This is a genomic window from Pseudofrankia coriaricola, from assembly GCF_032027725.1.
GTDB lineage: Bacteria > Actinomycetota > Actinomycetes > Frankiales > Frankiaceae > Pseudofrankia.
In genome coordinates, this window is record NZ_JASNFO010000021.1 from 124856 (window position 1) to 150352 (window position 25497).

The following is a 25497-nucleotide window of genomic DNA, read 5'->3' on the forward strand; positions in this document are numbered from 1 at the left end:
CGCCGGGCACCGCCTCGGGCAGGGATCCTGCTCCCCGCGTTGGACAGTCGGAACAATGCGACGTCTAAGGCTTGGTGTCGGCGCCCCCACCGGAGCTGTGCGGGTCGGCGCGATCGGCGGTGGTGAAACCGAGATAGGCGCGACGGACGGCCTCGATGTCAGGGCCGCGAGGGCCCGGCGCCTCCGGCGCGTCGAGTGTCCGCGAGGCCGCCGGGCTGGGCGGGTCTGGCGCCCCGGGTGCCGGCGGGTCCGGCATCGGCCCGGACGGTGGGTCCGGTGGCGCCCAGGATTCCCTCGGCGGGGCCTGGGGGCCGTCCCAGAGGGCCACGGGCGGCGTTTCCGGCGGTGAGGCGAGGGGCAGCCGCACGTGCATGCGCGCGCCGCCGTCCGGGGCCTCCCCCGCCGTGACCGTGCCGCCGTGGGTGTGCACCGCGTCGGCGACGATCGCCAGGCCGAGCCCGGACCCGGGAAGGCTGCGGGCGTCGGTCGACCGGTAGAAGCGCTCGAAGACGTGCGGGCGGTCCTCCGCCGCGATGCCCGGCCCCTCGTCGCTGACGACCACCTCGCCGGCGGCGGTCTGGACGTGCACGGCCGAGTCCACCGGGGAGAACTTGACCGCGTTGTCGAGCAGGTTGGTGACCGCCCGTTCCAGCATGTTCGGCCGCCCGTCGACCCAGGAAGGGGCCGACGTCACCTTGATCACGATGCCCTTCGGAGTCGCGCGCCGCCGCGCCCGCTCGACGGCCGCGGCCACCACCTCGGCCAGGTCGAGCCGCTCGACCTCCTCCACCGGTGCCTCGTCGCGCGCGAGCTCGACGAGCTCGCTCACCAGCCCGGTCAGCTCGCGCGTCTGGCCGTCGACGTCCCGCAGCAGGTCCGCCCGGTCGGCCGCGGGCAGCGCGCGGTGCGGATTCGCCTCGGACCGGATGAGCAGCTCGATGTTGGTACGCAGGCTGGTCAGCGGGGTGCGCAGCTCGTGGCTGGCGTCGTCGACCAGTTGGCGCTGCCGCGCCTTGGAGGCCGCGAGGGCGCGCAGCATGCTGTTCAGGCTTCCGGCGAGCCGGGCGATCTCGTCGGTGCCGGTCACCGGGATGAGCGCGGACAGGTCCTGGGTGCGGGCCACATGCTCGGCCGCGGCGGCGGCGTCGTCGACCGGCCGCAGGGCTGCGCGCGCCACCAGCAGGCCGGCGACCATCGACCCGCCCACACCGACGATGCCCACGACCAGCATCACCAGGCCGAGCTCACCCAACGTGCTGGTGACGTCCGACATCGGGCGGGCGAGCTGGAGGCCGAGCTCGAGCGGCGCCATCCGGTAGTCGCGCGGGAACGGGTTGTAGATGAAATCGTCGGCCGTCATCCGCAGCGCTTTGGTGGCAACCCGGTATTCCTTGCCGTCGGCCTTCACCGTCCGCAGCCGGACCTCGTCGCCCTGCGTCCGTGCGATCGCGATATCGGCACCGTCCACGGGCAGCTGGACGTAGTCCTGAGGGTTGTACGGCGTGAGGATCGTGCCGTCCAGCCTAAAGACCTGCAGGCGCAGGCCAAGCGTGTTCGCGTAGATCTGGATGCGGTCGTCGGCGGGACTGTTGGGGTCGGATCCCGTGTCGTACCAGAGCTTGGTGTTGTCGCCCGCGACCTGGACCTGCTGGCGCAGCTGGTCGTCGATGGAGTTGCGCAGGACGACGTTGGTCGCGCCGAGCGCGACACCGGCGACGACCGCGATTCCGGCCAGCACCGCGGCGCCGACCAGCAGCGCCATCCGGTTGCGCAGCGCCAGCCGCGAGAACCATGACCGTCGGCGCCGCCGCCGGCGGGGATCACCGGTGCCGGGGCCACTCTGGGGGCCGCCCTGGCCACCGCTCGTGGAGCCATCCGGCGGGCGGTCGACATGCCTGTCGGCGAGAAGGTCGAACGGGTTGGTCACGGTGAGTGCTCACGAGCCGGCGCCGCTGACTGCTCGCGCAGCACGTAGCCGACGCCGCGAACGGTGTGCAGCAGCCGTGGCTCACCGGCCGCCTCGAGCTTGCGCCGCAGGTAGCTCACGAACACCTCCAGCGAGTTCGACGACGGGCCGAAGTCGTACCCCCAGACCCGCTCCATGATCATGGAACGGGACAGCACCTGGCGCGGATGGGTGAGGAAGAGCTCCAGCAGCTCGAACTCGGTCTTGGTGAGCGTCAGTTCCCGGCCGCCCCGGACGACCTGCCGGCTGCTCGGGTCGAGCGCCACGCCGCCGTAGCTGAGCACGCCGCTGCCGACCGCTGCGGAGGAGCCGGCCCTGGCGCCGGTGCGGGCGGCGAGCGCCGAGCGGCGCGCGAGCGCCCGCAGCCGGGCGAACAGCTCCTCCAGGGCGAACGGCTTGACGAGGTAGTCATCCGCGCCGACGTCCAGACCGCTGACCCGGTCAGCGAGCCCGTCACGGGCGGTGAGCATGAGCACGGGCAGGTCGTCGCCGCGGGCGCGCAGCTGCCGGCAGGCCTCCAGCCCGTCCATCCGCGGCATCATCACGTCGAGAATGGCGATGTCCGGCCGCTCCCTGGCGATCAGCTCGAGCGCCGCGATCCCGTCGGCCGCCGTGGCCACCTCGTATCCCTCGAACCGGAGCGACCGCTCCAGGGACTGCCGAACCGCCGCGTCGTCATCCACAATCAGTACCCGCACGTGCCCAGTCTGCTCCGGCCGGCGCCTCTCGGGGCTGTCCCGACATAGGGCTCAGGGATATCTCGTTCCCCGTTCAGGATCCCTTCAGGCGGCGTCGGCCGGCCGCGCCATGAACCGAGCCGCCACGGGGGTGCCGGACGAGGCAGGGATCCGGGCATGCGGCGTGAGGCGAAGGGCGCTTCGTCGGCCCCCTTGGCTCCCTTGGCGCCGCCGCCCAGGCGGAGACGGCATCCGGCGCGGGCCAGGCGGGCCAGGTGGAAAGGCTCAGGTCGCGGAGCCGCCGCGAGCTGCGCCCGGGCCTGAGGACGGCGACGGGCCGGGCTGGGCCGGTGGGTCGATGCGGGGCGGAACGTCGTCGCCGAACTGCGGCGGCGCGCCGGGCGCAGCCTCCTCGTCCTCCTCGGACGAGGGCTCGGCCTCCTCGTCGTCGTCGACGACGACGAGGCTGCGCTGCAGAGCACCCAGGCTGATGCCGGCCCCGACGAGCGCGAGGCGCAGGCGCTCGCGCAGCTCACGGGCGACGTCCCACTGCTTGAGCGGCAGGGTCTTGACGGCGACGCGCAGCGTGTAACCGTCCGCCGTCATCGATTCCATGCCCCAGACCTCGGGCTCCTCGATGATGAGCAGGGCCCACTGGTCGTCACGCCACATCACCTGGGTGGTCTCCAGCAGGACCTCCTTGGCGCGGGCGACGTCGGTGTCGTAATCCAGCGGCACGTCGAGCACGGTTCGCGCCCATTGCTGGCTCTTGTTACCGATTCTGGTGATCTCGCCGTTGCGGACGTACCAGACGGTTCCCTCGACGTCGCGCAGCCGCGTCATCCGGAAGGTGACGGCCTCGACCGTGCCGGAGATGGTGCCGACGTCGATGACATCGCCGACCCCGTACTGGTCCTCCAGCAACATGAAGATTCCGGAAAGAAAGTCCTTGACCAGGTTCTGCGCGCCGAAACCCACAGCGATTCCGAGTACGCCGGCGCTGGCGACGATCGGCGCGAGGTTGATGCCGAGCTCGCCCAGCACCAGGATGAACGCGATCCCGTAGACCACGATCGACACGACGCTGCGCAGCAGCGAACCGACGGTCTCGGCGCGCTGGCGGCGCCGTTCCAGCAGGATCGCGCTGTCACCGAACGCGCCGAGCAGGCCGCCGCGGAACAGGCCGCCGTTCCCGGTCACCGACGCCGCGTGCCGCGTGGTCCGTTTGATCAGCCGGTGCAGCAGCGAGCGGATGACGGTCGCCACCAGCAGGATCAGGATGATCGTCACCGGCGTGCCGAGGAAGACCTGGGCACCGGAGGCGAGGTAGTCGCTGTGGGTCGAGTCGTAGACGGTGCGACACAGGAAACCGGGCGGATTGCCGCAGGCATCCATGAGCGCGGCCTTGACCCCGTCCAGGCTCACGTCGGGCAGGCCAGGGGTCGGCGTGGGGGAGGTCGACGTCGACGGTGTGGACGTCGCGCCGGCGGCAAGCATCAGGGGCAGGGACACGGCCTGGTCATCCTCCTCGGGCGGTCGGCTCCTCGGGCGCGGCGCACGCCGGGTGGCGAGCCGCTCACTGGGCGGGCCGGTCACCGGATGCACCCCCAGGCGCCCGCCGAGGCGCGCCCGGCACGGCACGCGGCGCCAACCCGCGCGCCACGGCGCCGCTGGGTCTACGCGGCCAGGACAGACCGGTCGGGGATGGCATGTCCGCGCCCCCCGCGGGCCCACGGCCAGCACCTTACGGGGTGTCGGATACGTCCGACTGATCGGCACCCGGCACGCGGCCTCGCCGCGGCGCGGCCCAGCAGGGGCGTCGCGAGGAGCCAGCGGGGCGACACGCTGCGCGACGCGGCTGTCATCCCACCGACACGATGGCGTGACAAAGGCGACCAGATATGTCCATCGCCACTTTCGCTCACCAGATGACCATGCAAACACGCTCGCGTTCCGCGCCGGAACACGCTTGACTATCCATTGTCACCGGAGACGCTGGTTAGGACGGGCTCCCGGGTGGGCGCCCGCCTCGACTCGGCAGGAGGTCGGCGTGGCAGAGGCGCTGGTTCTCAATGCCACGTACGAGCCCCTGTGCGTGGTGTCCCAACGTAGGGCGCTCATCCTCGTCCTCACGGACAAGGCGGTGATGGTCGAGGCCGGTGGGCAGGTCCTGCACTCCGTGGCAGCGGCCGTCGAGGTTCCCGTCGTCGTCCGGTTAGCGCGGTTCGTGCGGGTTCCCTATCGCTCACAGGTCCCGCTGACCCGCAAGGGCGTCCTCGCCCGCGACCATCACCGGTGCGTGTACTGCGGCGCACCGGCGACGTCGCTCGACCATGTCATTCCCCGGTCCCGTGGGGGCCCGCATGTCTGGGAGAACGTGGTGGCGGCCTGCGGCCGCTGCAATCATCTGAAAGCGGACCGCGCCGTCGCTGATCTCGGCTGGCGGCTCCGCACGGCGCCGCGCGCGCCGAGCGGAGCCGCCTGGCGCATTCTGGGGAGTCGTCGCATGGACCCGCGCTGGTCCGAGTACCTCAAGACCGACCTCGGCGAGGCCGCGACCGCCTAAGCCAGCCTCCGGACGGAGGACCGGACCACCGGCGCCAAGTCGTCGGGGTCCCCGTGGATCCGATGTGCCGTCACCCGCTGCGGCCGATAACGCTCACGGCTCGTCGACATCCGGAGACTGACGGAGCAGGTCGAGGTCGAACCAGACGCGCTTGCCGCCGGGGGTCGTCTGGACGCCCCAGGCGTCGGCGAGGGCTTCGACGAGCAGCAGACCCCACCCGGACTCTGCCTCCGGGTCACCGCGGGCCGCCCGGCCGGGCTTCGGCAGCGTCGTACCCTCCCGGTCCTCGACGCTGATCCGCAGCCGCGCGGGCTCCGCCCACACCCGCAGCGTCAGCTCGCTGCGGGCATGTTTGATCGCGTTGGTGCAGATCTCACTGACCAGCAGCGCCGCGTCGTCCGCCCGGCCGAGGGCGCGCGCCCCGACCACCGCCCGCACCGCGTTCCTCGCCTGCGCGGCGGACGCGGCCACCGGAGGCATCACCAGCTCCAGCAGCGGCGGCCCGGCGGCCTGCGTGGTCAGCACCAGCAGCGCCGTGTCGTCGTCGGTGTCGGGCGGCAGGTCGGCGGCGAGCAGGCTGAGCTCCAGCAATGCGCGGGAGGCGTTCTGCGGCCAGTGGCTGTCGTCGAGCTCGACGGTGTCCGGTCCCGACCAGCTGCGGACGGAGAACCCGCTCCGGGTGCGTCGGCGACGGTCGCCACCGCGGCGGCGCTCGATCCCCCCGGGCGGCCGGCCGGGGCCGGGCGCCCGGCGCTCCCGGGTACGCCGTTCGGCCCCCGTGCGCCGTTCCGGGCCTGTCCAATGGTCTCTTCCGCCGGCGCGGCGGTCCACCGCCGCGTCAGGGGCCGGAGCACCCGGACCTGGCGAGCCGGACGAGCCGGGCGTGCGCTCCTGCGTTGGCGCGGCCGTCGTGGCGGCTGTCGTGGCGGCCGGGTGACGCTGGCGCGCCGCGTCGATCTCCGCGCGCCGCGCGGCGGCCCGGCGGCGGGCCATCTGCTCGCCCATCCCGGCCCGCAGCAGGTCGAGGCCGTCGGACAGCGGGCGGTGGCGCGACTCGACCAGGCCGTCGGTGAAGAACACCAGGCTGGAGCCAGGCGGCAGCTCGACGGTCGACTCGAAGAAGTGCGCGGGGTCGCCGACCCCGAGGGGCAGCCCGGGGTCGATCTCGAGGTAGTGCGGGTCGTCGTCCGGGGGTATCAGCAGCGGAGCCGGGTGGCCGGCGCCGGCGAGCACGACCCGGGCGCACTGGGGGCCCGGCCCGTCCCCGGCAGGGTCGGCGTCTCGCGAACCGGTGACCGGCGCGGCACGGGCGGGCTCGTAGATCCCGTACAGGCAGGTCGCGAACGGCAGGCCCGGCAGCGAGGACACCATCACATCGAGACGGGCCAGCAGCTCGGCGGGCCCCCACTCCTCCAGCGCGTAGGCCCGCAGTGCGGCGCGCAGCTGGCCCATCACCGCCGCGGCGCGCAGCCCCCGACCCATCACGTCACCGATCGCGAGCCCGACCCGGCCGCCGGCCAGCGGGATGACGTCGTAGAAGTCACCGCCGACCTCGGTGCCGGTGGTGCCCGGCCGATACTCCATCGCCACGTCGGCGCCCTCGAGAACGGGCGGGTGCGCCGGCAGCAGCGAGCGCTGCAGCGCCTGGCCGGCATCCTGGGACTCGCGGTACATCCGGGCGTTGACGAGCGCGAGCGCGGCGCGGCGGGCCAGATCCTCCGCGATCGTCTGCTCGACCTTCGTGTACGGACGGTCGCCCTGCGCCCGACTGAGAGTCAGGGCTCCGATGACCTGGTCGCCGTACGGCAGGGGCACTGTCATCGACGGCCCCCAGCCGAACTGGCGGAAGCGCACGTAATCCTGGGGATCGGGGAACAGCGCGCGGCGCAGCGTCGGGGTGAGGTCGTCAACGCACATCGGCTGGCCGGTGCGCACGACCGCGCCCGGGGCGTAGTCGTCACTCAGGCGCGCCGGGCGGGTCGCGGTGCGCGCCCGGACAAAGGCGGCGGCCTGCGGGTCGACGTGGTCCGCGGCGGCGAGGTCGATCACGTCGCCCTCGGGCGCGCGCAGCCAGAGCATGGCGCCGTCGCCCAGGCGGCGCCGCGCCAGCTCGACCACCATCTCGATGATCCGGTATGGCTCGAGCGAGCCGCCGAGCCGCAGGCTCGCGTCGGACAGGAACAGCAGGCCCTCCAGCACGGCCCGTTCCTCGGCGTGCCGCCGCCGCGCGCCCGGCAGCGACCGGGCGGCATCCCACAGCGCCGCGGCGCGCCGCGCCGCGCCGACCCGGCCCGAGCCGGCTCCGCCGGCCCCAGCGTCGCGGCCGGTGTCGTGGCGTTTGTCCCGGCCCGCGGCGGGCCGCTCGCCGCCCGTGCTCGGCTGCCGCGCGCTGGGCCTGCCACGCCACGGCCCGAGGCAGCGCCAGAGCCTGCTGTCTCCTGGCAGGACAGGCGCCGGCCCGTCACCCGCGGCGGCCGCGCCACCGGCCCGGGCCCGCGCGACGCCCGCGGCCCCATCGGCCGCCGCGGGTGTGGCCGCCGCCGGCATACCGGGCGCAGCGGGCGAGTCGGTCTCGACCGGCCCGCCGTCCTCGGCGGGCTCGACCGGCGCCTCAGCCGCGACCGGCGGATCGTTCTCGTCCGGTGATTCGGCGCTCCTCGGCACGTCAGCCGTCATCGCCACCTCCGCTACCGGCGGAGCGTCGGCCGCCAGCGGCGTGTCAGCCGCCACCGGGCAGCCGGGCGCCTGGCGCGCCGGCTCCGGGAGACGGTCCCGTCCCTCCGCTCCGAAAGCCTCAATATGAGGACTCCTCGGAGTGGAGTGATAACGGGCAGTCACGTCATCCACTCGGGAAGTGTAGTTCAGCTCACCCAATGCTCGCTTGGTGAGAACATCTACGCCTTGCGCAACGAGCATGCACCAGCCACGACGACAGCCGGATGTCCTCCGCGCCACGACATGGGCCGACCTCGCCGATCTCGGCGACAGCTCGCGCCCCCGCGGCTTGAATGGCCAGGTGGCCCTAACCGCCGGCTGGTGCCGCGATGCCGTGTTCTACGAGGTATATGTCCGCAGCTTCGCGGACGGGGACGGCGACGGGGTCGGCGACCTCGACGGCATCCGTGCCCGACTGCCCGACCTCGCCGAGCTTGGCGTCGACGGCCTCTGGCTCACGCCGTTCTACCGCTCACCGATGGCCGACCACGGCTACGACGTCGCCGACCACCGCGACGTCGACCCGCTGTTCGGCGACCTGGCCGCCTTCGACGCACTCCTCACCGAGGCGCATCGCCTCGGCCTCGCCGTGCTCGTCGACCTCGTCCCCAACCACTCCAGCGACGCCCACCCGGCCTTCCAGGCGGCGCTCGCCGCGCCTCCCGGCGACCCGGCCAGGCACCGCTACCTGATCCGCCCAGGCCGGGGCCCCGGCGGCGCCGAGCCACCGAACAACTGGATCTCGGTCTTCGGCGGCCGGGCCTGGACCCGCCTGGACCAGGCCCGCCGCTTCCCCGTCCCCACCGGTTCGCGAGCCACGGCGACACCGACCGACCAGGACGCGCCCGCCGACCAGGACGCGGACGCGCCCGCCAGCGGGGACGCACCCGCCGAGTGGTACCTGCATCTGTTCGCGCCCGAGCAGCCGGACTGGGACTGGTCCGATCCGGCCGTACGCACCGATCACGAGCGGACCCTGCGGTTCTGGCTCGACCGGGGCGTCGACGGGTTTCGGATCGACGTCTCCCACGGCCTGGTCAAGGACGGCGAGCTGCGCGACAACCCGCCAGGGCCGCTCGCCACCCCGGAGTCCGGCTTCCGGGAGAAGCTGGAACCGCACGTCTGGGACCAGGAGGGCGTGCACGACGTCTACCGGTCGTGGCGCGCGATCGTCGACGGCTACGGGCGGGCCCGGACCTCCCAGATCGGCTCCGCAAGCTCCCGGACCTCCCAGATCGACTCCCGGACCTCCCAGATCACGACCTCCCAGATCGGCTTCGCCGATCCGGCAGGGACCCCGTCCGCAAGCTCCGTCGATCCGGCAGGGACCCCGAGCTCCGTCGATCCGGCAGGAACCCCGGGCCGGGAACCAGTGCTCATCGGCGAGACCTGGGTCGAGGACCCGGACAGGCTGGCCCGCTACGTCCGCGCCGACGAGCTGAACCTGACGTTCTCGTTCTCGCTGCTGGCCGTCGAATGGTCGGCGCCGCTGTGGCGCCAGGCGATCCAGGAGGGCCTCGCGGCGATGGCCGCCGTCGGCGCGCCGCCGACGTGGGTGCTCGCCAACCACGACGTCGTGCGCCCGGTGACCCGCTACGGTGGCGGCGCGGCCGGCCTGCGCCGGGCCAGGGCCGCCCTGGTGGCCCTGCTGGCGCTGCCGGGCGCGGTGTTCCTCTACCAGGGCGACGAGCTGGCCCTCCCGCAGGTGGACGTGCCCCCGGAGGCCCGCCAGGACCCGGTCTGGGAACGCTCGGGGCACGCCTCGCCCGGCCGCGATGGCTGCCGTGTGCCGCTGCCGTGGTCGGGGCATGAGCCACCGTTCGGCTTCGCGGCTCCCGGCGTCGTCCCCTGGCTCCCGCAGCCCGCCGGCTGGTCCGCGCTCACCGTCGAGGCGCAGCGCGCGGACCCGTCGTCCACCTGGTGGCTGGTCCGGTCCGCGCTGGCGGTCCGTCGTTCCTTCCAGGAGCGCCCCGACGGAGTCACCGGCCTCCAGTGGCCGCGGGTTCCGGAGAGCATGCTGGCCTTCGACCGACTCGTGGTCGCGACCGAGGCGCGGCCGCGGCGGTCCACACCCTCCGGGGCGCTCACGGACGCCGCCCGGAAGACCCTCACCAGACTGCTCACGAACGCTGGCCACGACGGGCCGTCGCCCGTCGGTCAGGGCGCCGGGCTCATGCTGAGCTGCCTCCTCACCACCAATGCCGAGGCACGAGTCCCCATGACCGGCCAGCTGCTGCTCGCGAGCGACCGGGTCAAGCACGACGGCGAGACCCTGGTCATGCCACCCGACACCGCCGCCTGGATCATCCGGGCGGTGGCCGGTGATGCCGGCCCGGATGACAGCCCCACGGCATCCGGATGACAGCCCCGCGGCATGAGGACGGTCCTCCCGTCGGACCGTTCCTCGGTGGACGCCGGTCCACGGGCAGAATGGAGCGGTGAGCCGACAGCCGTCGCCTGCCCAGCCGACCCCCGAGCCGGCGCCAGCGCGGCCGCCCGCGGACGCGGCGCCGCCTTCGGCGGGCGCGGCGCGCCCCCCGTCGGATCCGGCCCGGCCCATGCTCCCTGTGGGGCCGCCGCCGCGGGCCGACGAGACGTTCTACGCGTCCGTCGGCGGCGAGGAGACCTTCCGGCGGCTGGTGGCCCACTTCTACGAGGGTGTCGCCGCCGACCCGGTGCTGCGCCCGCTCTACCCGGAGGAGGACCTCGGCCCCGCCGAGGAGCGGCTGCGGCTCTTCCTGATCCAGTACTGGGGCGGCCCGACGACCTACCACGAGCGGCGCGGCCACCCTCGCCTGCGGATGCGGCACGTCCCGTTCGCGATCGGACCGACCGAACGGGACGCCTGGCTCGCTCACATGCGCGCCGCCGTCGACTCGCTCGGCCTGTCCCCGAGCCAGGACGAGACGCTCTGGTCCTACCTCGTCTACGCCGCGGCCTCGATGCAGAACCGCCCCTGAGACGGGCCGTGGCCGAGGCGCGGAGCGCCTCGGCCACAAGCCCGCCGCCTGGAACCTGGCGAGCGCGGCTACAGCCTGGCCGGCAGGTCCGTGCCGGCGCTGAGCTGGGTGGGCACGTCCACCGCCCAGTCGCGTGAGCCGCTCGCCCCGATGGTCGTCGCGGCCAGGGCTCCGGCGGCTTCGACCGTGCCGACGGTGCCCACCGATCCCACCGTGGCGACCACGGGCGCGGCGGCGCCGCGTGGGAGCAGGAGCGTGCCGGCGCCGGCGATGGCGATCCCGACGAGATCGAACACGAGCGCGGCAACCAGGCCGTCAGCCGGCCCGCCGCGGTCCGCCGCCGCGAAGAACACGGTGCCCACCCCGGCGACGCCGAGGGCCGCCGACGCCTGCTGGGTGGTCGTGAGCAGCCCGCTGACCGCCCCGCTGACGTCCGCGGGCGCCCCGGCGAGGACCGCGGCGACGAGCGCCGGGACGATCAGGCCGTTGCCGACACCGATGGCCAACAGCGGCGGCATCAGCTCGCCGGTCGGGACGCCGACGCCCTCGGTCGCGACCATGGCCAGCAGCACGGCGAGGCCGGTGAAGCTGATCGCCGCGCCGACGGTGAGCGTCCGCGGGCCGTACCGGGCCACCAGGCCGCGGGCCGCCATGGACGACAGCGCGAACGCGACACCCAGGGGCCCGAACACGAGGCCGGCGTTCAGGGGCGAGCGGTGCTGCCCGTCCTGCAGGAAGATCGTCGCCGCGAGCAGGAAGCTGCCGAAGAAGGTGAAGAACCCGAAGCTGACCAGCAGGCCCGCGATGGTCCGGCGGGTCCGCAGCACCGCCGGCGGGACGATCGGGTGGCCACCCGTCCGGGCGAGCCTGGCCTCCCATCGGCCGAAGGCCGCCAGCACCACGACACCCGCGGCGAGCGCCAGCCAGGTCCAGACCGGCCAGCCCTCGTCCCGGCCCAGCGTCAGCGGCACGAGCACCAGCCCGAGGCCGGCCGCGAGCGCCGTGAGCCCGACAAGGTCCAGTGGCTCGGGCCTTGCGGCCTTCGACTCGGCCAGCAGCCGCCAGACCACCGCCATGGCGACGATCCCGATCGGCACGTTCACCAGGAAGATGGGTCGCCAGCCGAGCCCGAAGATGTCCAGATCGACGAGCAGGCCGCCGATGACCTGGCCGGACACCGCGCCCAGGCCGACCGTGACGCCGAAGTACGCGAACGCGCGCGCCCGCTCGGCCGGCGGGAAGATCACATTGATGATGGCCAGCGCCTGCGGCACCATCGCCGCCGCGCCGAGGCCCTGCGCGAGCCGCCCGGCGATCAGCGTCGCCTCGCTCGGGGCCACGCCGCACAGCGCCGAGGCGACGGTGAACAGCGCCATCCCGATCAGGAACATCCTGCGGCGCCCGGAGCTGTCGCCGAGCCGCCCGCCGGTGATCAGTCCGGCCGCGTAGGTGAACGAGTAGCCCGCGACGATCAGTTCGAGGCCGGCGTCCGACGCCCGCAGGTCGGCGCCGATGCTGGGGGCCGCCACGTTGACGACGAAGATGTCGAACAGCGACATGAACGTGGCGACGAGGACCGCGGGCAGCACCCGCCAGCGCCGTGGGTCCGGCTCCGCCGGCTCGGCGGGCCGGGCCGGCCTGGTCGCCGGGGCCGGCCGGGACGAGCCGGCGGGCGCGGGAACGGCGACCGGGGGGCCGCCGGTTGTGGTGGGCGAGGACAGCGGCGATGACGGCGCACCCGCGGGCGTCTCGGTCGCGGGCTCGTCGACCCTGTTGGAGGCCATCAGGCTCCCTCGGCTCGTAGTTCGAGATCCGTCGAACTACGAGAAGTCGCCTTCGGCCCAGGGCATTCCCGGGAAATGATGCGAGCCTCGCGGCGTTCCTGACTGTGGTTGTCTGGTGGCCCGGGGCGGCGCCCCGGGCCGGAGGCTGGGAGGTGGGTCATGGGCACGCTGCCGATGCCGGCGACCCAGGACATAGATCTCGTCGCCGTGCTGGCCTCGCTGGGCGACCCTTCCCGCCTCGAGATCGTCGGCGCCCTCGCCCAGGTCCAGGAGGCCGCCTGCGGTGAGCTGCTCGCCGGCCGGATGGCCAAGTCGACCCGCAGCCATCACCTGCGGGTCCTGCGCGAGGCCGGCGTCATCGCCACCCGCGCCGAAGGCACCCACAAGTTCTCCCGGCTGCGTCGCGACGACCTCGACGCCCGCTTCCCGGGCCTCCTGACCGCCATCGTTACCGGTGCCCTCGCGCCGGCGGGCGTCACCGGTGCGTTCGGGGACGGTCCCAGCCGGGGGTGAGGGCGAACGGAAGGGCGCGCCAGGCCGGCTCGGGGCGAAAGTCGTGCCAGGTGCCGTCGAACGGGAAGAGACCGGCCTCCGCGTCCTTGATCAGTCGTTCGCCCTCGGCACGGACGGCGGCGGCGTCGCGCACCCAGTAGCGATCCGGGAAGGCGAGGCGCTCCTCGAGCTCGTCCTCGTCTTTCCACTCCCAGCCGCGGTCCGGCCAGACCCAGATGTCGAGATCCTGGTCACATCCGTCGACGCCGGCCACGGCGCCGTCGCGCCAGCGGGTCACCGGCTCCTCGAGGTTGACGTACCAGGCGTCGAAGCTGCCGCGCCAGTCCCAGAACCACCAGACGCTGTGCGCCCGGTCGGGCGGGATCAGCATGAAGATGTCCGGGCCCCACCAGGTCGTGCGGGTCAACGCCGTCGGCTGCGTGATCCACTCGGCGAACGGCATGTCGCGGATCCCGCGGCCGTCCTCGCTCATCCGGACCGCCGCCGGACCGCCGTTCGGGATCCAGACCCGCAGCCCGCGCTCGTCGTCGCCGACCACCACGCCGCAACGGACGAAGACCAGCTCGTCGTCGGTGAACATGCGGTGCAGGATCAGCTCGCCCGGCTCGAACACCGGCTCAACATGATCCACAGGCCCACGATAGCGCCTCCCGGAGGTGTCCCGGCCCCGGACGGCGCGACGCATGTCGGTCAGATGGAGGGAAACCGGTGTCCGACGGGCACGCGCGACCTCGCCTCCGATCACCGCGTCGCCAAGATCGCCGCGCGGACCAATAGGGTTGACGCATGGCGCAGTACGTCTTCCAGATGCGCAAGGTGCGCAAGGCCCACGGCGACAAGGTCGTCCTCGACGACGTGACCCTGGCATTCCTGCCAGGCGCCAAGATCGGGGTCGTAGGTCCCAACGGTGCGGGGAAGTCGTCCCTGCTCAAACTGATGGCCGGGCTCGACCATCCGAGCAACGGCGACGCCCTGCTCTCTCCCGGCTACACCGTCGGCATGCTGGCCCAGGAGCCGGTGCTCGACGAGACCAAGGACGTCCGCGGCAATGTCGAGGACGGCGTCCGCGAGATCCGTCAGGTGCTCGCCGACTACGAGGCCATCAACGAGAAGATGGCCGACCCGGACGCGGACTTCGACACGCTGCTGACCGAGCAGGCCGCGCTGATCGACAAGATCGAGGCCGCGAACGCCTGGGAGCTCGACAGCCAGCTCGCCCAGGCGATGGACGCGCTGCGTCTGCCACCGGCAGACGCGGACGTCTCCAAGCTCTCCGGTGGCGAGCGGCGCCGCGTCGCGCTGTGCCGGCTGCTGCTGGAGGCGCCCGACCTGCTGCTGCTCGACGAGCCGACCAACCACCTGGACGCCGAGTCGGTGCTGTGGCTCGAGCAGCACCTGGCCCGCTACCACGGCGCGGTGCTGGCCGTCACACACGACCGGTACTTCCTCAACAACGTCGCCGGCTGGATCCTCGAGCTCGACCGCGGCCGGGCACACCCCTACGAGGGCAACTACAGCACGTACCTGGAGAACAAGGCGGCCCGCCTCAAGGTCGAGGGGCAGAAGGACGCCAAGCGGCGCCGGGTGCTGTCCCAGGAGCTGGAGTGGGTCCGCTCCAACCCGAAGGCGCGGCAGGCCAAGAGCAAGGCGCGGCTGTCCCGCTACGAGGAGCTCGCGGCCGAGGCGGACAAGGCCAGGCCGCGCGACTTCGACGACATCCAGATCCCGCCGGGCCCGCGGCTGGGCAGCCTGGTGATCGAGGCGAAGAACCTGACCAAGGGCTTCGGCGACCGGGTGCTCATCGACAACCTGTCGTTCAGCCTGCCGCGCGGTGGCATCGTCGGGATCATCGGCCCGAACGGCGTCGGCAAGACCACCCTGTTCACCATGCTCACCGGCGAGGCGAAGCCCGGCTCGGGCGCGCTGACGGTCGGCGACACGGTCGACATCTCCTACGTCGACCAGAGCCGTTCCGGCCTCGACGGGAAGAAGAACGTCTGGCAGGTCGTCTCCGACGGGCTCGACCACATCATCGTCGGCAAGGTCGACTTCCCGAGCCGGGCCTACGTGTCGTCGTTCGGCTTCAAGGGCCCCGACCAGCAGAAGCCGGTCGGCGTGCTCTCCGGCGGTGAGCGCAACCGGCTGAACCTGGCGCTCACCCTGAAGCACGGCGGCAACGTGCTGCTGCTCGACGAGCCGACCAACGACCTCGACGTCGAGACGCTGCGCTCGCTGGAGGACGCGCTGCTGGAGTTCGCCGGCTGCGCCGTGGTCATCTCCCACGACCGGTGGTTCCTCGACCGGGTCGCCACCCACATCCTCGCGTGGGAGGGCGACGACGAGAATCCGGCGAAGTGGTTCTGGTTCGAGGGCAACTTCGCCGACTACGAGGCCAACAAGCTGGAGCGCCTCGGCCAGGAGGCCGCCCGGCCGCACCGCGTCACCTACCGCAGGCTCAACCGCGACTGAGAGACCGCGGTTCCGCTGCGGCCGTCACCCGGGCCGGTGACGGCCACAGCAGCGCCTGAAATCGCCCTGTTACTCTCGGAGGAGAGAGAGCGCATCCCGCCGTTCTGTGAGGCGCTGGTACGCATCAGCTGCCAGGTGCTCTCCGAGTACAGGCCAGGCGTTGAGCACCTTCTCGATCGCGTCGTGGACGCGCCGATGCGTCTCAGGGACGCCGAACTGGGTCCGGCTTCCAATGCCCTCGAATGTCGCAACCGTGACGTCGGCGAACTTCTTGGTGCCCCCCAGCCTGAGCCCGAGATCGTCGTTCTCCATGAACAGAACGGTCGGGACTACGTCGTAGACTGGACTCAAGATTGGCAACCGTCCATCTGGGTAAAGCACCGCCCAGTTCTTCAGATGTGCGTCGCCATTTCCGAGCAGGACATTGAGAACAATCCGGTCGATAACCTTGCCCACTGCATCAGATCCGGCGAGTGCCTCGACGAGTACCGCAATCGTTTCAAAGTTCGCCCGCCGGTACTTCGCCGATTCCCGTGCAGTTGGGATGTCCATGACTTGCGCGATCTCCTCCATGTGGATGCGCAGGTCACCAGGACCTCGGTCGAAGCGGGATACAGCCAGCGCCACGCCAGGCGTTCGCCGTGCCCAGTCTTCCAGCCCAGGTACCTCCGAAGGTCGGATGAGAAACGCCTTCGGCGCGTCGATGCCGGCCGCACGGGCGAGTTCGAGACTGGCCAGTTCGGCCTCCGGAACACCCGTGAAACCCGGCCGCCCATCCGGGAACTTGAGAATGACGTTGCCCGCTTGGCCGTGGGCCGGCACAGTCAGCCCACGGTCGTCGCCGTATACCGAGAACTTCAGCTGCACCCCCGCCAGGCTGAACTTCAACAGCGGGTCCTCGTGTTCGGCTGGTTCCTCCACAGTGGCTAGGTCAGGCGACGATGCTGCCGACGGCGTGATCGCCGGTATGGCGCGTACGGCGCCCGGGAGATCCGTGGCGCCAAGCCGCCTGAGTAGTTCAAACTCTCGCCGGCTGTTGACGTGCGCGGCGTCCGCGACGGCCTGTCGCAGCCGACCCTCGGGCAGGAGGTGGGAAAACCAGTGCGGAATCGCAACGCGCGCGCTGGGCTGCCAGAACCGGCCACGTTCCTCGAATATCTGGCCGAGTACGGGACGGTCACGCATGGTCCAGTAGGACTCAGAGAATTCGAACCAGTTTTTCTGGTCTCGCGTGCCGTGCAGGTACCCCGCGTCGACCCAGATTCCCCTCGTCTGGATCTGAATGAGGAGGGTGGTGTCAACGTCCACTCAGCCCTCCTCGGCCGTTCCGGTCGCGATCAAATCAGCGAGCGACGGACGCACAAGAGCACCCGGCTCAACTCGGCTGTCCAGGAACCTTCCGACAAGTTTACCGATCAGCTCTTCACGCCGGTCAAGGAATTTCTCGATCTGGCCCGCCCACAAGTAGGCGGCGGCTTCCTCGTCAATCGCATGGCTGGCAAGCACCGACGGAGCGGAAACTTCCTCGATGGGTATGGCGTCTCTTGGCCAGAACGAGCGAGCCGCAACGTACGAGCGGCGATTGCGGACTATCTCGGTGACCGCTTCGGTCCCATGCTCCTCGAATTCCCGAGCGAGGTCGACAGGACTACTCTCCGGGCCATGAGGATGTAGCGACGCCAGTGCCAACAGGACCAATCTGCTATGGGCATATCGCGTGTTGAAATTCTGAAGCGGCAGGTGGGGGACCGGCCGATCCGGAGCATATTCGAGCAACGACTTCACCGCCGAGTACTCGTCCGGTGCCTGGTCCACTTCCAGCTTGTGCGGGTTAACAGACCTGATGGCGCGGCGCAGCACCGGGGTCTGCCCTCCTTCCCGCCCGAAGTCATGAACCCAGCCACGCCAGAGCCAACGCGCCAAAAGACGGAGTGTCCAAGGCTGCGGTTCAGGATGCAGGAAGAAGAACGTCGCCAAGACTGGCAGGGGAAACGTGTTCGGGGCGAGTAGTAGATGCTCCACACCCTCACCGCGAAGAAACTCGATGGCTTTGGCGAGCGCCTGCTCGGTTCGGTCGTACCAACTCGCCGGGTCCTCTCTCGGCCCGAACTCACCACGAAGATCTCTCGATACGTCGCCGCCTCGAATACCCAGCAGGCTCTGCACGACGCGATTCTCATCGAGAGCGCCGAACTTCAGCTTGCGCAGCGCAGCCACCACGCTGGCAGGGCTGCCCGGCTCCGTACCGCTGGCAAAAAGGGCGTGGAAAACCTGCGCGCGACTCATCGGCTTGCCGGACGAGTTCACCCGGTCAAACAGTTCTCGCAGGATTTCTTGATCCTCGCCAGTCACCACGTAAGCGGGGATCCGGTAGTCACGTATGGCGCCGCCGAGCCGGTCGGCCAGATCGTAGTCATCGGCCGCAAGGTCGTCGGCGTGCCGCCTTAGCCAGGTGAGGAGACTCCTAGTCTCCAACGCATCCCGAACAGGTATTGCACGTGGTGCGTGCACCCCCTTACGAAGGTTGACAAATTTCTGCGTCTCGAGGTCGAAGTACACCTCGAAACGTTCGTCAACACCACCCAGACCGGGAGCCAAGGAACCCGCGAGAGAGATGATTCTCTGCTGGCCGTCTACGACCCAGTATGCGTATTCGTCTTCTTCGGCCAGGATCTCAATTGGGCCAAGCGAAGCCTGACCGGCCGCAGCCTTGTGCCGCCAGAAGAGTAGTGTCCCCACCGGGAAACCCCGATAGATACTGTCGAACAGGTCGCGCACGTCTCCTGCGTCCCAGCTGAAGTCCCGTTGGAACACGGGAACCCTGATGGAGCCCTGACGCGCCAGCTGGACCAAGCTGGGGATGCTGAAACTTTCAGAGCCAGAGCGATCAAGAGGAGCCGCCGTCACCATCGTGTACGTCCCTCTCGGCTCGGCCACGGCGAGGAGATCGTGGCGGTCCTGCCAGACTACTCTGCTTCGAAGGTTCCAGGCAGGACGCCGAGACCGCGCGATACCGTGCCTAGCGCCAACCAAGACCACCTTGGCCCTCATTCGCACACGCCGGCAATGGCCAAGCTATTCGACCTAGAAGGCATCGACCGACAGTGTGGGCTTCTTCTCGTAGCTTCCTCACCGGCCTCACGGCCGCGATCGTGGCAACCCGGCCGGAGCGGTTCCTGACGTGTCCTGTCCCGGGCGGTCGTTCGGGGCCGGGTCGTCGATGTAGGCGGCGGCCTGGAGGGTGAAGAGCTCGGCGTACTGGCCGCCGAGGGCCATCAGCTCGCGGTGGGTGCCGGACTCGGTGATGCCGCCGTCCTCCAGGAAGATGATCCGATCCGCCTGCCGCACCGTGGAGAAGCGGTGCGAGATGTAGAAGGCGGTGCGGCCGGTCGCCAAGGCGCGCAGCCGGGTGAACAGGTCGTGCTCCGCGCGGGCGTCGAGGGCGGCGCTCGGCTCGTCGAGGACGAGGATCCGGGCGGCGCGCATGAAGCCGCGGGCAAGGGCGACCTTCTGCCATTCACCGCCGGAGAGGTTCACCCCGTTGCCGAACCAGCGGCCGAGCGACGTGTCGTATCCGTGCGGCAGGGCGCGGATGAAGCCGTCCGCACCGCCGTCCAGGCCGGCCTGTTCGACGCGCGACCGGTCGGACAGCGCGGCGAGCTCACCCAGGCCAATGTTCTCCGCGGCGCTGGCCTGGAATGAGACATGGTCCTGGAAGACCGCACCGATCTGGGCACGCAGCGCTTCCGCGTCCACGTCGGCGATGTCGACGCCATCGACGAGGATCCGGCCGCTGTCCGGTGTGTAGAGCCGGCACAGCAGTTTGATTAGCGTCGACTTCCCGGCGCCGTTGCGGCCGACGATCGCGATCGTCTCCCCGGCGCCGACCTCGAAGCTGACGTCGTTGAGCGCCACGACCTCCGTGCCCGGGTAGCGGAACGAGACACGCTCGAAGACGACGTGCCCGCGCAGCGGCGTCGGTAGCTGCGCCGGTGCCGGTAGCTGCGCCGGTTCCAGTAGCTGTGCCGGCCCGGGTGAGGCCCGCGGCGCCGGCACCGCGGCCGGGGCGTCGACCGGCGCCGCCTCGATCGCTGCCGATGCTGCCGATGCTGCCCCAGGCGACGCGGCCGCCAGCCGGGCCGCCCGGTCGGCGGCCAGGCGCTCCGCCTCGGTCGGCGTGGCCAGCAGGCGGTACAGGTCGTCGACGTACAGGTTGTTCTCGTACATCTGAGTGAGCGAGCCCAACATGCTCGACACGTTGCCCTGCACGCTGGAGGCGGCGGTGCCGTAGAGAGTCAGGTCGCCGAGCGTGAGCCGCCCGGCGGCGGCCTGGAGCGCGACGTAGAGATAGCTGCCCGAGCGGGCGAGCTCTGCGAGCAGGCTCCAGCCCAGCTCGGCGAGCTGGCGGCGGATGGCCAGTTCACGTAGCCGCTGGTTGTAGTTGACCGACAGCAGCCGGAATCGCTCGACCAGGTAGGGGCCCAGGTTGAAGATCCTGATTTCCTTGGCGTCGGTGTCCGTGGTCAGCACCCGCTGCAGGTATGAGATCCGCCGGTTCACCGGCGATGTCCACCTGCTACGCATGTAGGTCCACCGGCCGTAGCGGGTGTCAACGACAAAGGCGGGGATCGGCGCCACCAGCACGATGACCCCGAGTAGCGGGTTCAGGCTGATGAGTAGCCCGATCATGCTGACGAACGTCACCACCGTCTGCAGCAGCCCGAAGAACGTGGTGAGCGTGTCGAACGGCCGGGTGCCCTGCTGAGAGGCGCGCTGCAACAGGTCGTACGACTCGGACTGCTCGAAGAAGCTCAGCTCGAGCTGGCTCGCCTTCTCGACGACCATCGTCTGCACGGTGAGCGACAGCCGATCGGACAGGATGCGTTGGACGATGGACCGCGCGGCCGACAGCAGCTGGCTGAGGATGGACACCGCGAACTGGATCACGACGAGCCAGAAGACAACCTGGGTGCCGGTCAGCGTCGCCACCCGCGGGCTTCCGGGCAACGGCAGCGCCAGGACCGACTGGTCCGGCTGATGGGTCGCCCGGATCTGCACCGCCCGGACCACCGCGTCGACGAGCAGCCGCGCCGTCGACGCGGTCAGCGCGGGGAAGAGCCCGACTACAACGGTCAGTAGCGCGAGCATCACCGTCGCCGGCGCGCTCGCCCGCCAGCACAGCCGCAGCACCCGGGGAAGCCCGACCACGGTCGCGCGCGCGCCGCGGCCGGCGTCCCGCAGCCGTTCACGCCGCGGCTTCGGCGGATCCGGTGGCGGATCGGGGATGTCGACCGGCCCGGTGAGGCCGCTCGGCAGGCCGGACTCGTCCCGCTCCGGCCCGCGTCTGGCAGAACGGCGCCTACCCGGCATGCGACCCCCCTCGCGCTCCTCGACCGCCGCCGCCCGCCGGATGGCCTCCTGGCGGCACACCCGGCGAACCCGGCGAAACCCGCCCGGGCCTCGCCCAGCCGGCATCCAGCGTCTGGCGATCGAGTTGGCTCCTACCAGGACCATCGTCCTCTCCCGCGCATTCGGGACGTGCGACGTTCGCGCACGGCCGACCGCGACACCGCCGGCGGGCGGCGCCGGGCGTGGGTGCCGGTTGTGGGGGCGGACCACCGGGTACGGGCCGACGTATGCCTGCAAGGACCCGCGCGGCCCCGCGCGGACCGGACGGGGAGCCGCGCGCGAGGGCCGGCGGCCACTCGCGGCTCGTGCACCCGCCGGACCCGCTGGCCGCCGCCACGGTGCGCCGGACGCGCCCCGCAGTCGCGGGACGACCGGGCAGGCGGGGCCGGCCGCGGCGCGCGGCCAGGGCCCGGCGCCGGGTGACCTCGTCGCGGCGCACCTGGTGGGCGGTGGTTCTGCCGGCACTCACTCTGCTCGCGGTGATCCTGCTGGAGGTCAGCAACCGGACGTGGACGATCCGTGAGCTGGTGGTGATCAGCCCCATGGCCGCCGCGACGCTCGCCGGCCCGGGACTGACCGCCGTGTACGCGGTCGCCGCGCTCATCACCGCGTTCGGGCTTGGCTGGTATGACAACCTCGACACGGCCACGGCGGGCGGCTGGACGGCGCAGATCGTCCGGCTCGGCGGGGTCGCGATCGGCGGCGTGCTGGCGATCCTGGCCAGCCGGTACAACACCGGGCGGGAGACCACGCTCGCCAACGTCAGGCGCGTCGCGGAGGCAGCGCAACGGGCGATCCTCACCGACGTGCCCCCGGTGTCCCGGGAGGGCCTGCGCCTCGCGGTCCGCTACGAGAGCGCCGCCGCCGAGGCGACTGTCGGCGGCGACCTCTACGACCTGGTCGACAGCCCCTGGGGTACGAGGCTGTTGATCGGTGACGCGCGCGGCAAGGGGCTCGAGGCGGTGCGGCTGGCCAGCCGGGTCCTCGGCTGCTTCCGCGTGGTCGCCCGTGGCCGCCGGTACATCGGCGACGTCCTGCCCGACCTCGACGCCGAGGTGGCCAGTGTCGGCGGGCTCGACGACTTCGTGACCGGCATCGTCGCCGAACTCGACGGGCGCTGGCTCACCCTGTCCAACGCCGGCCATCCCGACCCGGTGCTGTGGCGGCGCGGGCGCGTCCGGCTGCTGTCACCGTCCGACCGCCAGCCGCCTCTGGGCCTCGGCGCGGGGGGCGCGAGGGCCATGGAGAACAACGCGGGCGTGGTCACCATGGCGTTGGAGCCGGGTGATCGCCTGCTGTTCTACACCGACGGGATCGCCGAGGCGCGGGAACGGCGCACCGGCGCCTTCTTCCCGCTGCTGCCCGCCGTCGAGCGCGCCCTCGGCGACGCGAGCACCCTCGAGGACGCCCTCGCGGACCTCGCCGCCACGGTCCGCGAGTGGACCGGCTCGGCCTTGGGCGACGACGTCGCCCTGCTGGCCGTGGAGGTGCCGGCCGACCCACGCCCGGTCCTTCCCAGCACCCCGGCCTTCTCGACCCACCGCCGGGTCGGCCTCGCGGCCCCTGGCCCGGCCCCGGGCGACCGTCGCCGCGAGCAGCCAAGCCTTACCGCGGCCGGCGGATCAGCGTCGGCACAGAGCCGACCAGGCAACACGTCCGACCACGACCAGACAGGACACCAACCGGACAGGACATCGAGACGACGCTGGAAAGCGGGGACGACGGAGGGGACGACGGAGATGACTCCACTCACCGATCTGGGACTGCGCCTACCCGAGCCTGTGCTCGACCATCCACCGGGTGAGACCGTCCCGGAAACCGAGTTCGTCGAGGCGGCGATGCGCTGGCACTTCGACCCGGCCACCGGCTCGCCGTTCTGGCTGCGGGCGGCGGGTGACCTAGGCTTCGACCCGCGCCGGGACGTGCACACCATCGCGGACCTGGCGAAGTTCCCCAACCTCGTGGACCTGCTGCGCGAGGTGCCGGCCTACGACCTCGTCCCCCGTGGCTACGGAGCCGATCCCGGGATCGGCGGGGTGTACGAGAGCGGTGGGACGACCGGGCCGCCCAAGCGGGTCGTCTTCCTGGATGACTGGCTCGACTGGCTGACCGGCTACAGCCTCGCCGACCTGGCCGCCCGGGGCTCCCCCACCGGCGTCGACTGGCTCGCGGTCACCCCAACCGGACCGCACATGTTCGGCGCCTTCATCGAGCGGTTCGTGCGCCGGGCCGGCAGGCTGCGGTTCACGATCGACCTCGACCCGCGGTGGGTGAAGCGCGTCATCGCCGAGGGCCACGCCGACGAGGCCGACCGGTACGCCGACCACCTCATCGACCAGGTCCGGCACGTGCTGAGGACGCAGGACATCCGCGTCATGGTCATCACGCCGCCGCTGCTGGAGCGCCTCGCCCGCCACGACGACCTCGTGGAGCTCGTCCGGGCGAAGGTCAGGATGATCGAGTGGGGCGGCGCCCACATGGACGCCGACACCCGCTCCCTGTACATGACCGAGATCTTCCCCGGCGCCGCGCTCTACGGCCGCTACGGCAGCACGATGGTCCTCGGCGCGGCGGTGGAGCGCCACGGGCTCACGGCGGACGACCCGTGCGTGTTCGACCCGCCGTCGCCCTACGTCACGTTCTCGGTCGTCGACCCGGAGACCCTCCGGCCGGTCGAGTACGGCGCCAGCGGGCAGGTGGTGATGAACCACGTGAGCCGCTCCACGCTGCTGCCGAACAACCTGGAACGCGACCTCGCCACCCGCGTCGAGCCCCTGCCAGGGTCGGCGCAGGTGGGCGACTCGGTCGCCGACGTCAGGCCGGTCGGGGTGTTCGGCGGGGAGACCGTCGTCGAGGGGGTGTACTGATGACCGGGCCGAACAGCGCCGGCGCGACCCCGCCCGCCGCCGCGAGCCGCGCCGCCACCGCCACCGCCACCAGCACCGGCACCGGCACCGGCAAGGGGCCCTCCACCGGGCCCGCCAGGGCCGCCACCGGGCAGGCGGGTCCCGCCCGTGTCACCCCCGGCACGGCCGTCAAGCCCGACTGCCTCCAGCTGGACGCGCTCGGGCCAAACGGGCCGTTCCGGTCGCGGGAGCGGCTGACGATCAACGACGTGACGGGTACGCCGATGGCCGAGCTCAGCCTGGTTCCCCGCCTCTTCGTGCACCGCGCGATGGCCGCGCTGCGCAAGGCGGAGACCATGCCGGCCGAGGAGCGGCTCGCGGCGCTGGCCCGGGCCGCCGAGGCGTTCGAGCATGGCGCGCCGGCCGGGATCCCGACCGACGAGTACACGCACCTGGTGAGCCGGATGTCCGGGATGCCGATCTCCGTGGTGCGCTCGGCCGTGAAGGGAATCGCGCGCAGCCTCACCGGCGCCGGCGACGACGCCGGGTGTGCCCGCCCGATGGCCGCCGTCGAGAGCTGGCGTGACCCGGCGACCCGCGAGGGGCGCGCGGTGTGGACCCGGCGCGCCGAGGTGTTCGCGGTCCACGCGGCCGGCAACCACCCAGGGGTGCACTCGTTGTGGCCGGAGGCGCTGGCGCTCGGCTACCGGGTCGCCGTCCGGCCGTCGCGCCGCGAGCCGCTGACCCCGTACCGGCTGATCGCCGCGCTGCGCGACGCCGGCTTCGGCGCCGACCAGGTGGTGCTGCTGCCGACCGACCACACCGTCGCCGACGACATCCTGCTGGCGGCGGACCTGTCGATGGCCTACGGCGGCGACGAGGTGGTCCACAAGTACGCCCATGACGGCACGGTCCTGCCCCAGGGGCCTGGCCGGTCGAAGATCCTCGTCTCCGGGGAGGACTGGCGGCCACACCTGGACATGATCGTCGGCTCAGTGGCCGACGAGGGCGGCACCGCGTGCGTGAACACGACCGCGGTCTACGTCGAGGGCGACCCGACGCCGCTGGCCGAGGCGCTGACCGAGCGGCTGGCCGCGATCCCGAGCCTGCCGCCGGAGGACGAGCGGGCAGTGCTGCCCACCCAGCCGGTCGAGACGGCCCGGGCGGTGGAGAAGTACCTGCTCGACCATGCCGGTGACGCCACCCCGCGCCTCGGAGGCGACGGGATCGTCGACCCGCTGCCCGGCGGCGGCGCCGTGCTGCGCCCGGCCGTCTTCCAGGTGGACCGCGCCGACGCGCCGCAGACCGGCATCGAGCTGGGGTTCCCGTGCGTCTGGGTGGCACCGTGGTCGGCGAAGGACGGTGCCGGACCGCTGCGCGACACCCTGGTGCTCACCGCGATCACCGAGGACGCCCGGCTGGTGGACCGGCTGGTCGACGACCCGTCGATCAGCAACGTCTACCTCGGCGACCACCCGACCTACTGGATGCGTCCCGACGTCCCTCACGACGGCTATCTCGGCGAGTTCCTCATGCGTACAAAGGCCGTCATCCGCGATTGAGCGCGCGAAAAGCGTCCGGCCGCCGGGCGA

At 71.8% G+C, this 25497-nt stretch carries 16 protein-coding genes and 1 pseudogene; 8 read left to right on the forward strand and 9 right to left on the reverse strand.

Annotated features, from left to right (window positions below):
• Positions 1 to 64 precede the first annotated feature (64 nt).
• The 3 genes from QOZ89_RS12980 to QOZ89_RS12990 all read right to left on the reverse strand — a co-directional run bounded on the left by QOZ89_RS12980 (position 65) and on the right by QOZ89_RS12990 (position 4155).
• The gene (locus QOZ89_RS12980; RefSeq protein WP_397428731.1) at positions 65 to 1927 is read right to left on the reverse strand and encodes a sensor histidine kinase; all 1863 of its coding nucleotides are present in this window, start codon (positions 1925 to 1927) and stop codon (positions 65 to 67) included.
• Positions 1924 to 2664: a response regulator transcription factor gene (locus tag QOZ89_RS12985; RefSeq protein WP_071051737.1), complete on the reverse strand. Its 741-nt coding sequence runs from the start codon at positions 2662 to 2664 to the stop codon at positions 1924 to 1926. The genes QOZ89_RS12980 and QOZ89_RS12985 overlap by 4 nt, the downstream gene beginning before the upstream one ends.
• A gap of 264 nt (positions 2665 to 2928) precedes the next feature.
• On the reverse strand, positions 2929 to 4155 hold the full coding sequence (locus QOZ89_RS12990; RefSeq protein ID WP_312623886.1) for a mechanosensitive ion channel family protein: 1227 nt from the start codon (positions 4153 to 4155) through the stop codon (positions 2929 to 2931).
• A gap of 538 nt (positions 4156 to 4693) precedes the next feature.
• Here QOZ89_RS12990 and QOZ89_RS12995 point away from each other — a divergent pair.
• The gene (locus tag QOZ89_RS12995) at positions 4694 to 5209 is read left to right on the forward strand and encodes an HNH endonuclease (RefSeq protein WP_071051736.1); all 516 of its coding nucleotides are present in this window, start codon (positions 4694 to 4696) and stop codon (positions 5207 to 5209) included.
• A 93-nt stretch (positions 5210 to 5302) separates the two neighbouring features.
• Here QOZ89_RS12995 and QOZ89_RS13000 read toward each other — a convergent pair whose 3' ends face one another.
• Positions 5303 to 7885 carry an ATP-binding SpoIIE family protein phosphatase gene (locus QOZ89_RS13000; RefSeq protein WP_241842097.1) on the reverse strand — a complete coding sequence of 861 codons (2583 nt, stop codon included), beginning with the start codon at positions 7883 to 7885 and terminating at the stop codon, positions 5303 to 5305.
• Between the two features lie 340 nt (positions 7886 to 8225).
• Here QOZ89_RS13000 and QOZ89_RS13005 point away from each other — a divergent pair, with 340 nt between their 5' ends.
• Both QOZ89_RS13005 and QOZ89_RS13010 read left to right on the forward strand, forming a co-directional pair.
• Positions 8226 to 10286 carry an alpha-amylase family glycosyl hydrolase gene (locus tag QOZ89_RS13005; RefSeq protein ID WP_312623888.1) on the forward strand — a complete coding sequence of 687 codons (2061 nt, stop codon included), beginning with the start codon at positions 8226 to 8228 and terminating at the stop codon, positions 10284 to 10286.
• Between the two features lie 196 nt (positions 10287 to 10482).
• Positions 10483 to 10884 carry a globin gene (locus tag QOZ89_RS13010; protein WP_071051734.1) on the forward strand — a complete coding sequence of 134 codons (402 nt, stop codon included), beginning with the start codon at positions 10483 to 10485 and terminating at the stop codon, positions 10882 to 10884.
• A 68-nt stretch (positions 10885 to 10952) separates the two neighbouring features.
• Here the strand turns inward: QOZ89_RS13010 and QOZ89_RS13015 are convergent, their stop codons facing one another.
• Positions 10953 to 12668, reverse strand: coding sequence for an MFS transporter (locus QOZ89_RS13015; RefSeq protein ID WP_071051733.1), 1716 nt, complete (start codon positions 12666 to 12668; stop codon positions 10953 to 10955).
• A gap of 159 nt (positions 12669 to 12827) precedes the next feature.
• On the opposite strand from QOZ89_RS13015, the gene QOZ89_RS13020 reads away from it, so the two are divergent.
• The gene (locus tag QOZ89_RS13020; RefSeq protein ID WP_071051732.1) at positions 12828 to 13181 is read left to right on the forward strand and encodes an ArsR/SmtB family transcription factor; all 354 of its coding nucleotides are present in this window, start codon (positions 12828 to 12830) and stop codon (positions 13179 to 13181) included.
• Here QOZ89_RS13020 and QOZ89_RS13025 read toward each other — a convergent pair.
• Positions 13144 to 13812 (reverse strand): ribonuclease FAU-1 family protein, encoded by a 669-nt coding sequence (locus QOZ89_RS13025; protein WP_241842096.1) that lies wholly within the window; start codon positions 13810 to 13812, stop codon positions 13144 to 13146. The genes QOZ89_RS13020 and QOZ89_RS13025 overlap by 38 nt on opposite strands.
• Positions 13813 to 13967: 155 nt before the next feature.
• On the opposite strand from QOZ89_RS13025, the gene ettA reads away from it, so the two are divergent.
• Positions 13968 to 15650 (forward strand): energy-dependent translational throttle protein EttA, encoded by a 1683-nt coding sequence (gene ettA / locus QOZ89_RS13030; RefSeq protein ID WP_071051731.1) that lies wholly within the window; start codon positions 13968 to 13970, stop codon positions 15648 to 15650.
• A gap of 69 nt (positions 15651 to 15719) precedes the next feature.
• Here the strand turns inward: ettA and QOZ89_RS13035 are convergent, their stop codons facing one another.
• The 3 genes from QOZ89_RS13035 to QOZ89_RS13045 form a co-directional block, all read right to left on the reverse strand.
• Positions 15720 to 16958, reverse strand: coding sequence for a type II toxin-antitoxin system HipA family toxin (locus QOZ89_RS13035; protein WP_312623889.1), 1239 nt, complete (start codon positions 16956 to 16958; stop codon positions 15720 to 15722).
• Positions 16959 to 18560 carry a DUF262 domain-containing protein gene (locus QOZ89_RS13040; protein ID WP_071051729.1) on the reverse strand — a complete coding sequence of 534 codons (1602 nt, stop codon included), beginning with the start codon at positions 18558 to 18560 and terminating at the stop codon, positions 16959 to 16961. It abuts the gene before it with no gap.
• A gap of 228 nt (positions 18561 to 18788) precedes the next feature.
• On the reverse strand, positions 18789 to 21020 hold the full coding sequence (locus tag QOZ89_RS13045; RefSeq protein ID WP_312623891.1) for an ABC transporter ATP-binding protein: 2232 nt from the start codon (positions 21018 to 21020) through the stop codon (positions 18789 to 18791).
• A 581-nt stretch (positions 21021 to 21601) separates the two neighbouring features.
• Here QOZ89_RS13045 and QOZ89_RS13050 point away from each other — a divergent pair.
• The 3 genes and pseudogenes from QOZ89_RS13050 to QOZ89_RS13060 all read left to right on the forward strand — a co-directional run.
• A pseudogene (locus QOZ89_RS13050) lies at positions 21602 to 22489 on the forward strand (PP2C family protein-serine/threonine phosphatase); the annotation flags it as partial.
• 309 nt (positions 22490 to 22798) lie between these two features.
• Positions 22799 to 23926 (forward strand): AMP-binding protein, encoded by a 1128-nt coding sequence (locus tag QOZ89_RS13055; RefSeq protein WP_071051800.1) that lies wholly within the window; start codon positions 22799 to 22801, stop codon positions 23924 to 23926.
• Positions 23926 to 25467, forward strand: a complete 1542-nt coding sequence (locus QOZ89_RS13060) for an aldehyde dehydrogenase family protein (RefSeq protein WP_312623892.1) — start codon at positions 23926 to 23928, stop codon at positions 25465 to 25467. Before QOZ89_RS13055 ends, QOZ89_RS13060 begins: the two co-directional genes overlap by 1 nt.
• The last annotated feature ends 30 nt before the right edge of the window (positions 25468 to 25497 follow it).

Excerpts from the sequence above, each read along its gene's own strand:
- QOZ89_RS13000 (WP_241842097.1), bottom strand. The coding sequence starts at position 7,885 with ATGACGGCTGACGTGCCGAGGAGCGCCGAATCACCGGACGAGAACGAT.
- QOZ89_RS13010 (WP_071051734.1), top strand. The coding sequence starts at position 10,483 with ATGCTCCCTGTGGGGCCGCCGCCGCGGGCCGACGAGACGTTCTACGCG.
- QOZ89_RS13015 (WP_071051733.1), bottom strand. The coding sequence starts at position 12,668 with ATGGCCTCCAACAGGGTCGACGAGCCCGCGACCGAGACGCCCGCGGGT.
- QOZ89_RS13020 (WP_071051732.1), top strand. The coding sequence starts at position 12,828 with ATGGGCACGCTGCCGATGCCGGCGACCCAGGACATAGATCTCGTCGCC.
- ettA (WP_071051731.1), top strand. The coding sequence starts at position 13,968 with ATGGCGCAGTACGTCTTCCAGATGCGCAAGGTGCGCAAGGCCCACGGC.
- QOZ89_RS13040 (WP_071051729.1), bottom strand. The coding sequence starts at position 18,560 with ATGGTGACGGCGGCTCCTCTTGATCGCTCTGGCTCTGAAAGTTTCAGC.
- QOZ89_RS13045 (WP_312623891.1), bottom strand. The coding sequence starts at position 21,020 with ATGCCGGGTAGGCGCCGTTCTGCCAGACGCGGGCCGGAGCGGGACGAG.
- QOZ89_RS13055 (WP_071051800.1), top strand. The coding sequence starts at position 22,799 with ATGACTCCACTCACCGATCTGGGACTGCGCCTACCCGAGCCTGTGCTC.
- QOZ89_RS13060 (WP_312623892.1), top strand. The coding sequence starts at position 23,926 with ATGACCGGGCCGAACAGCGCCGGCGCGACCCCGCCCGCCGCCGCGAGC.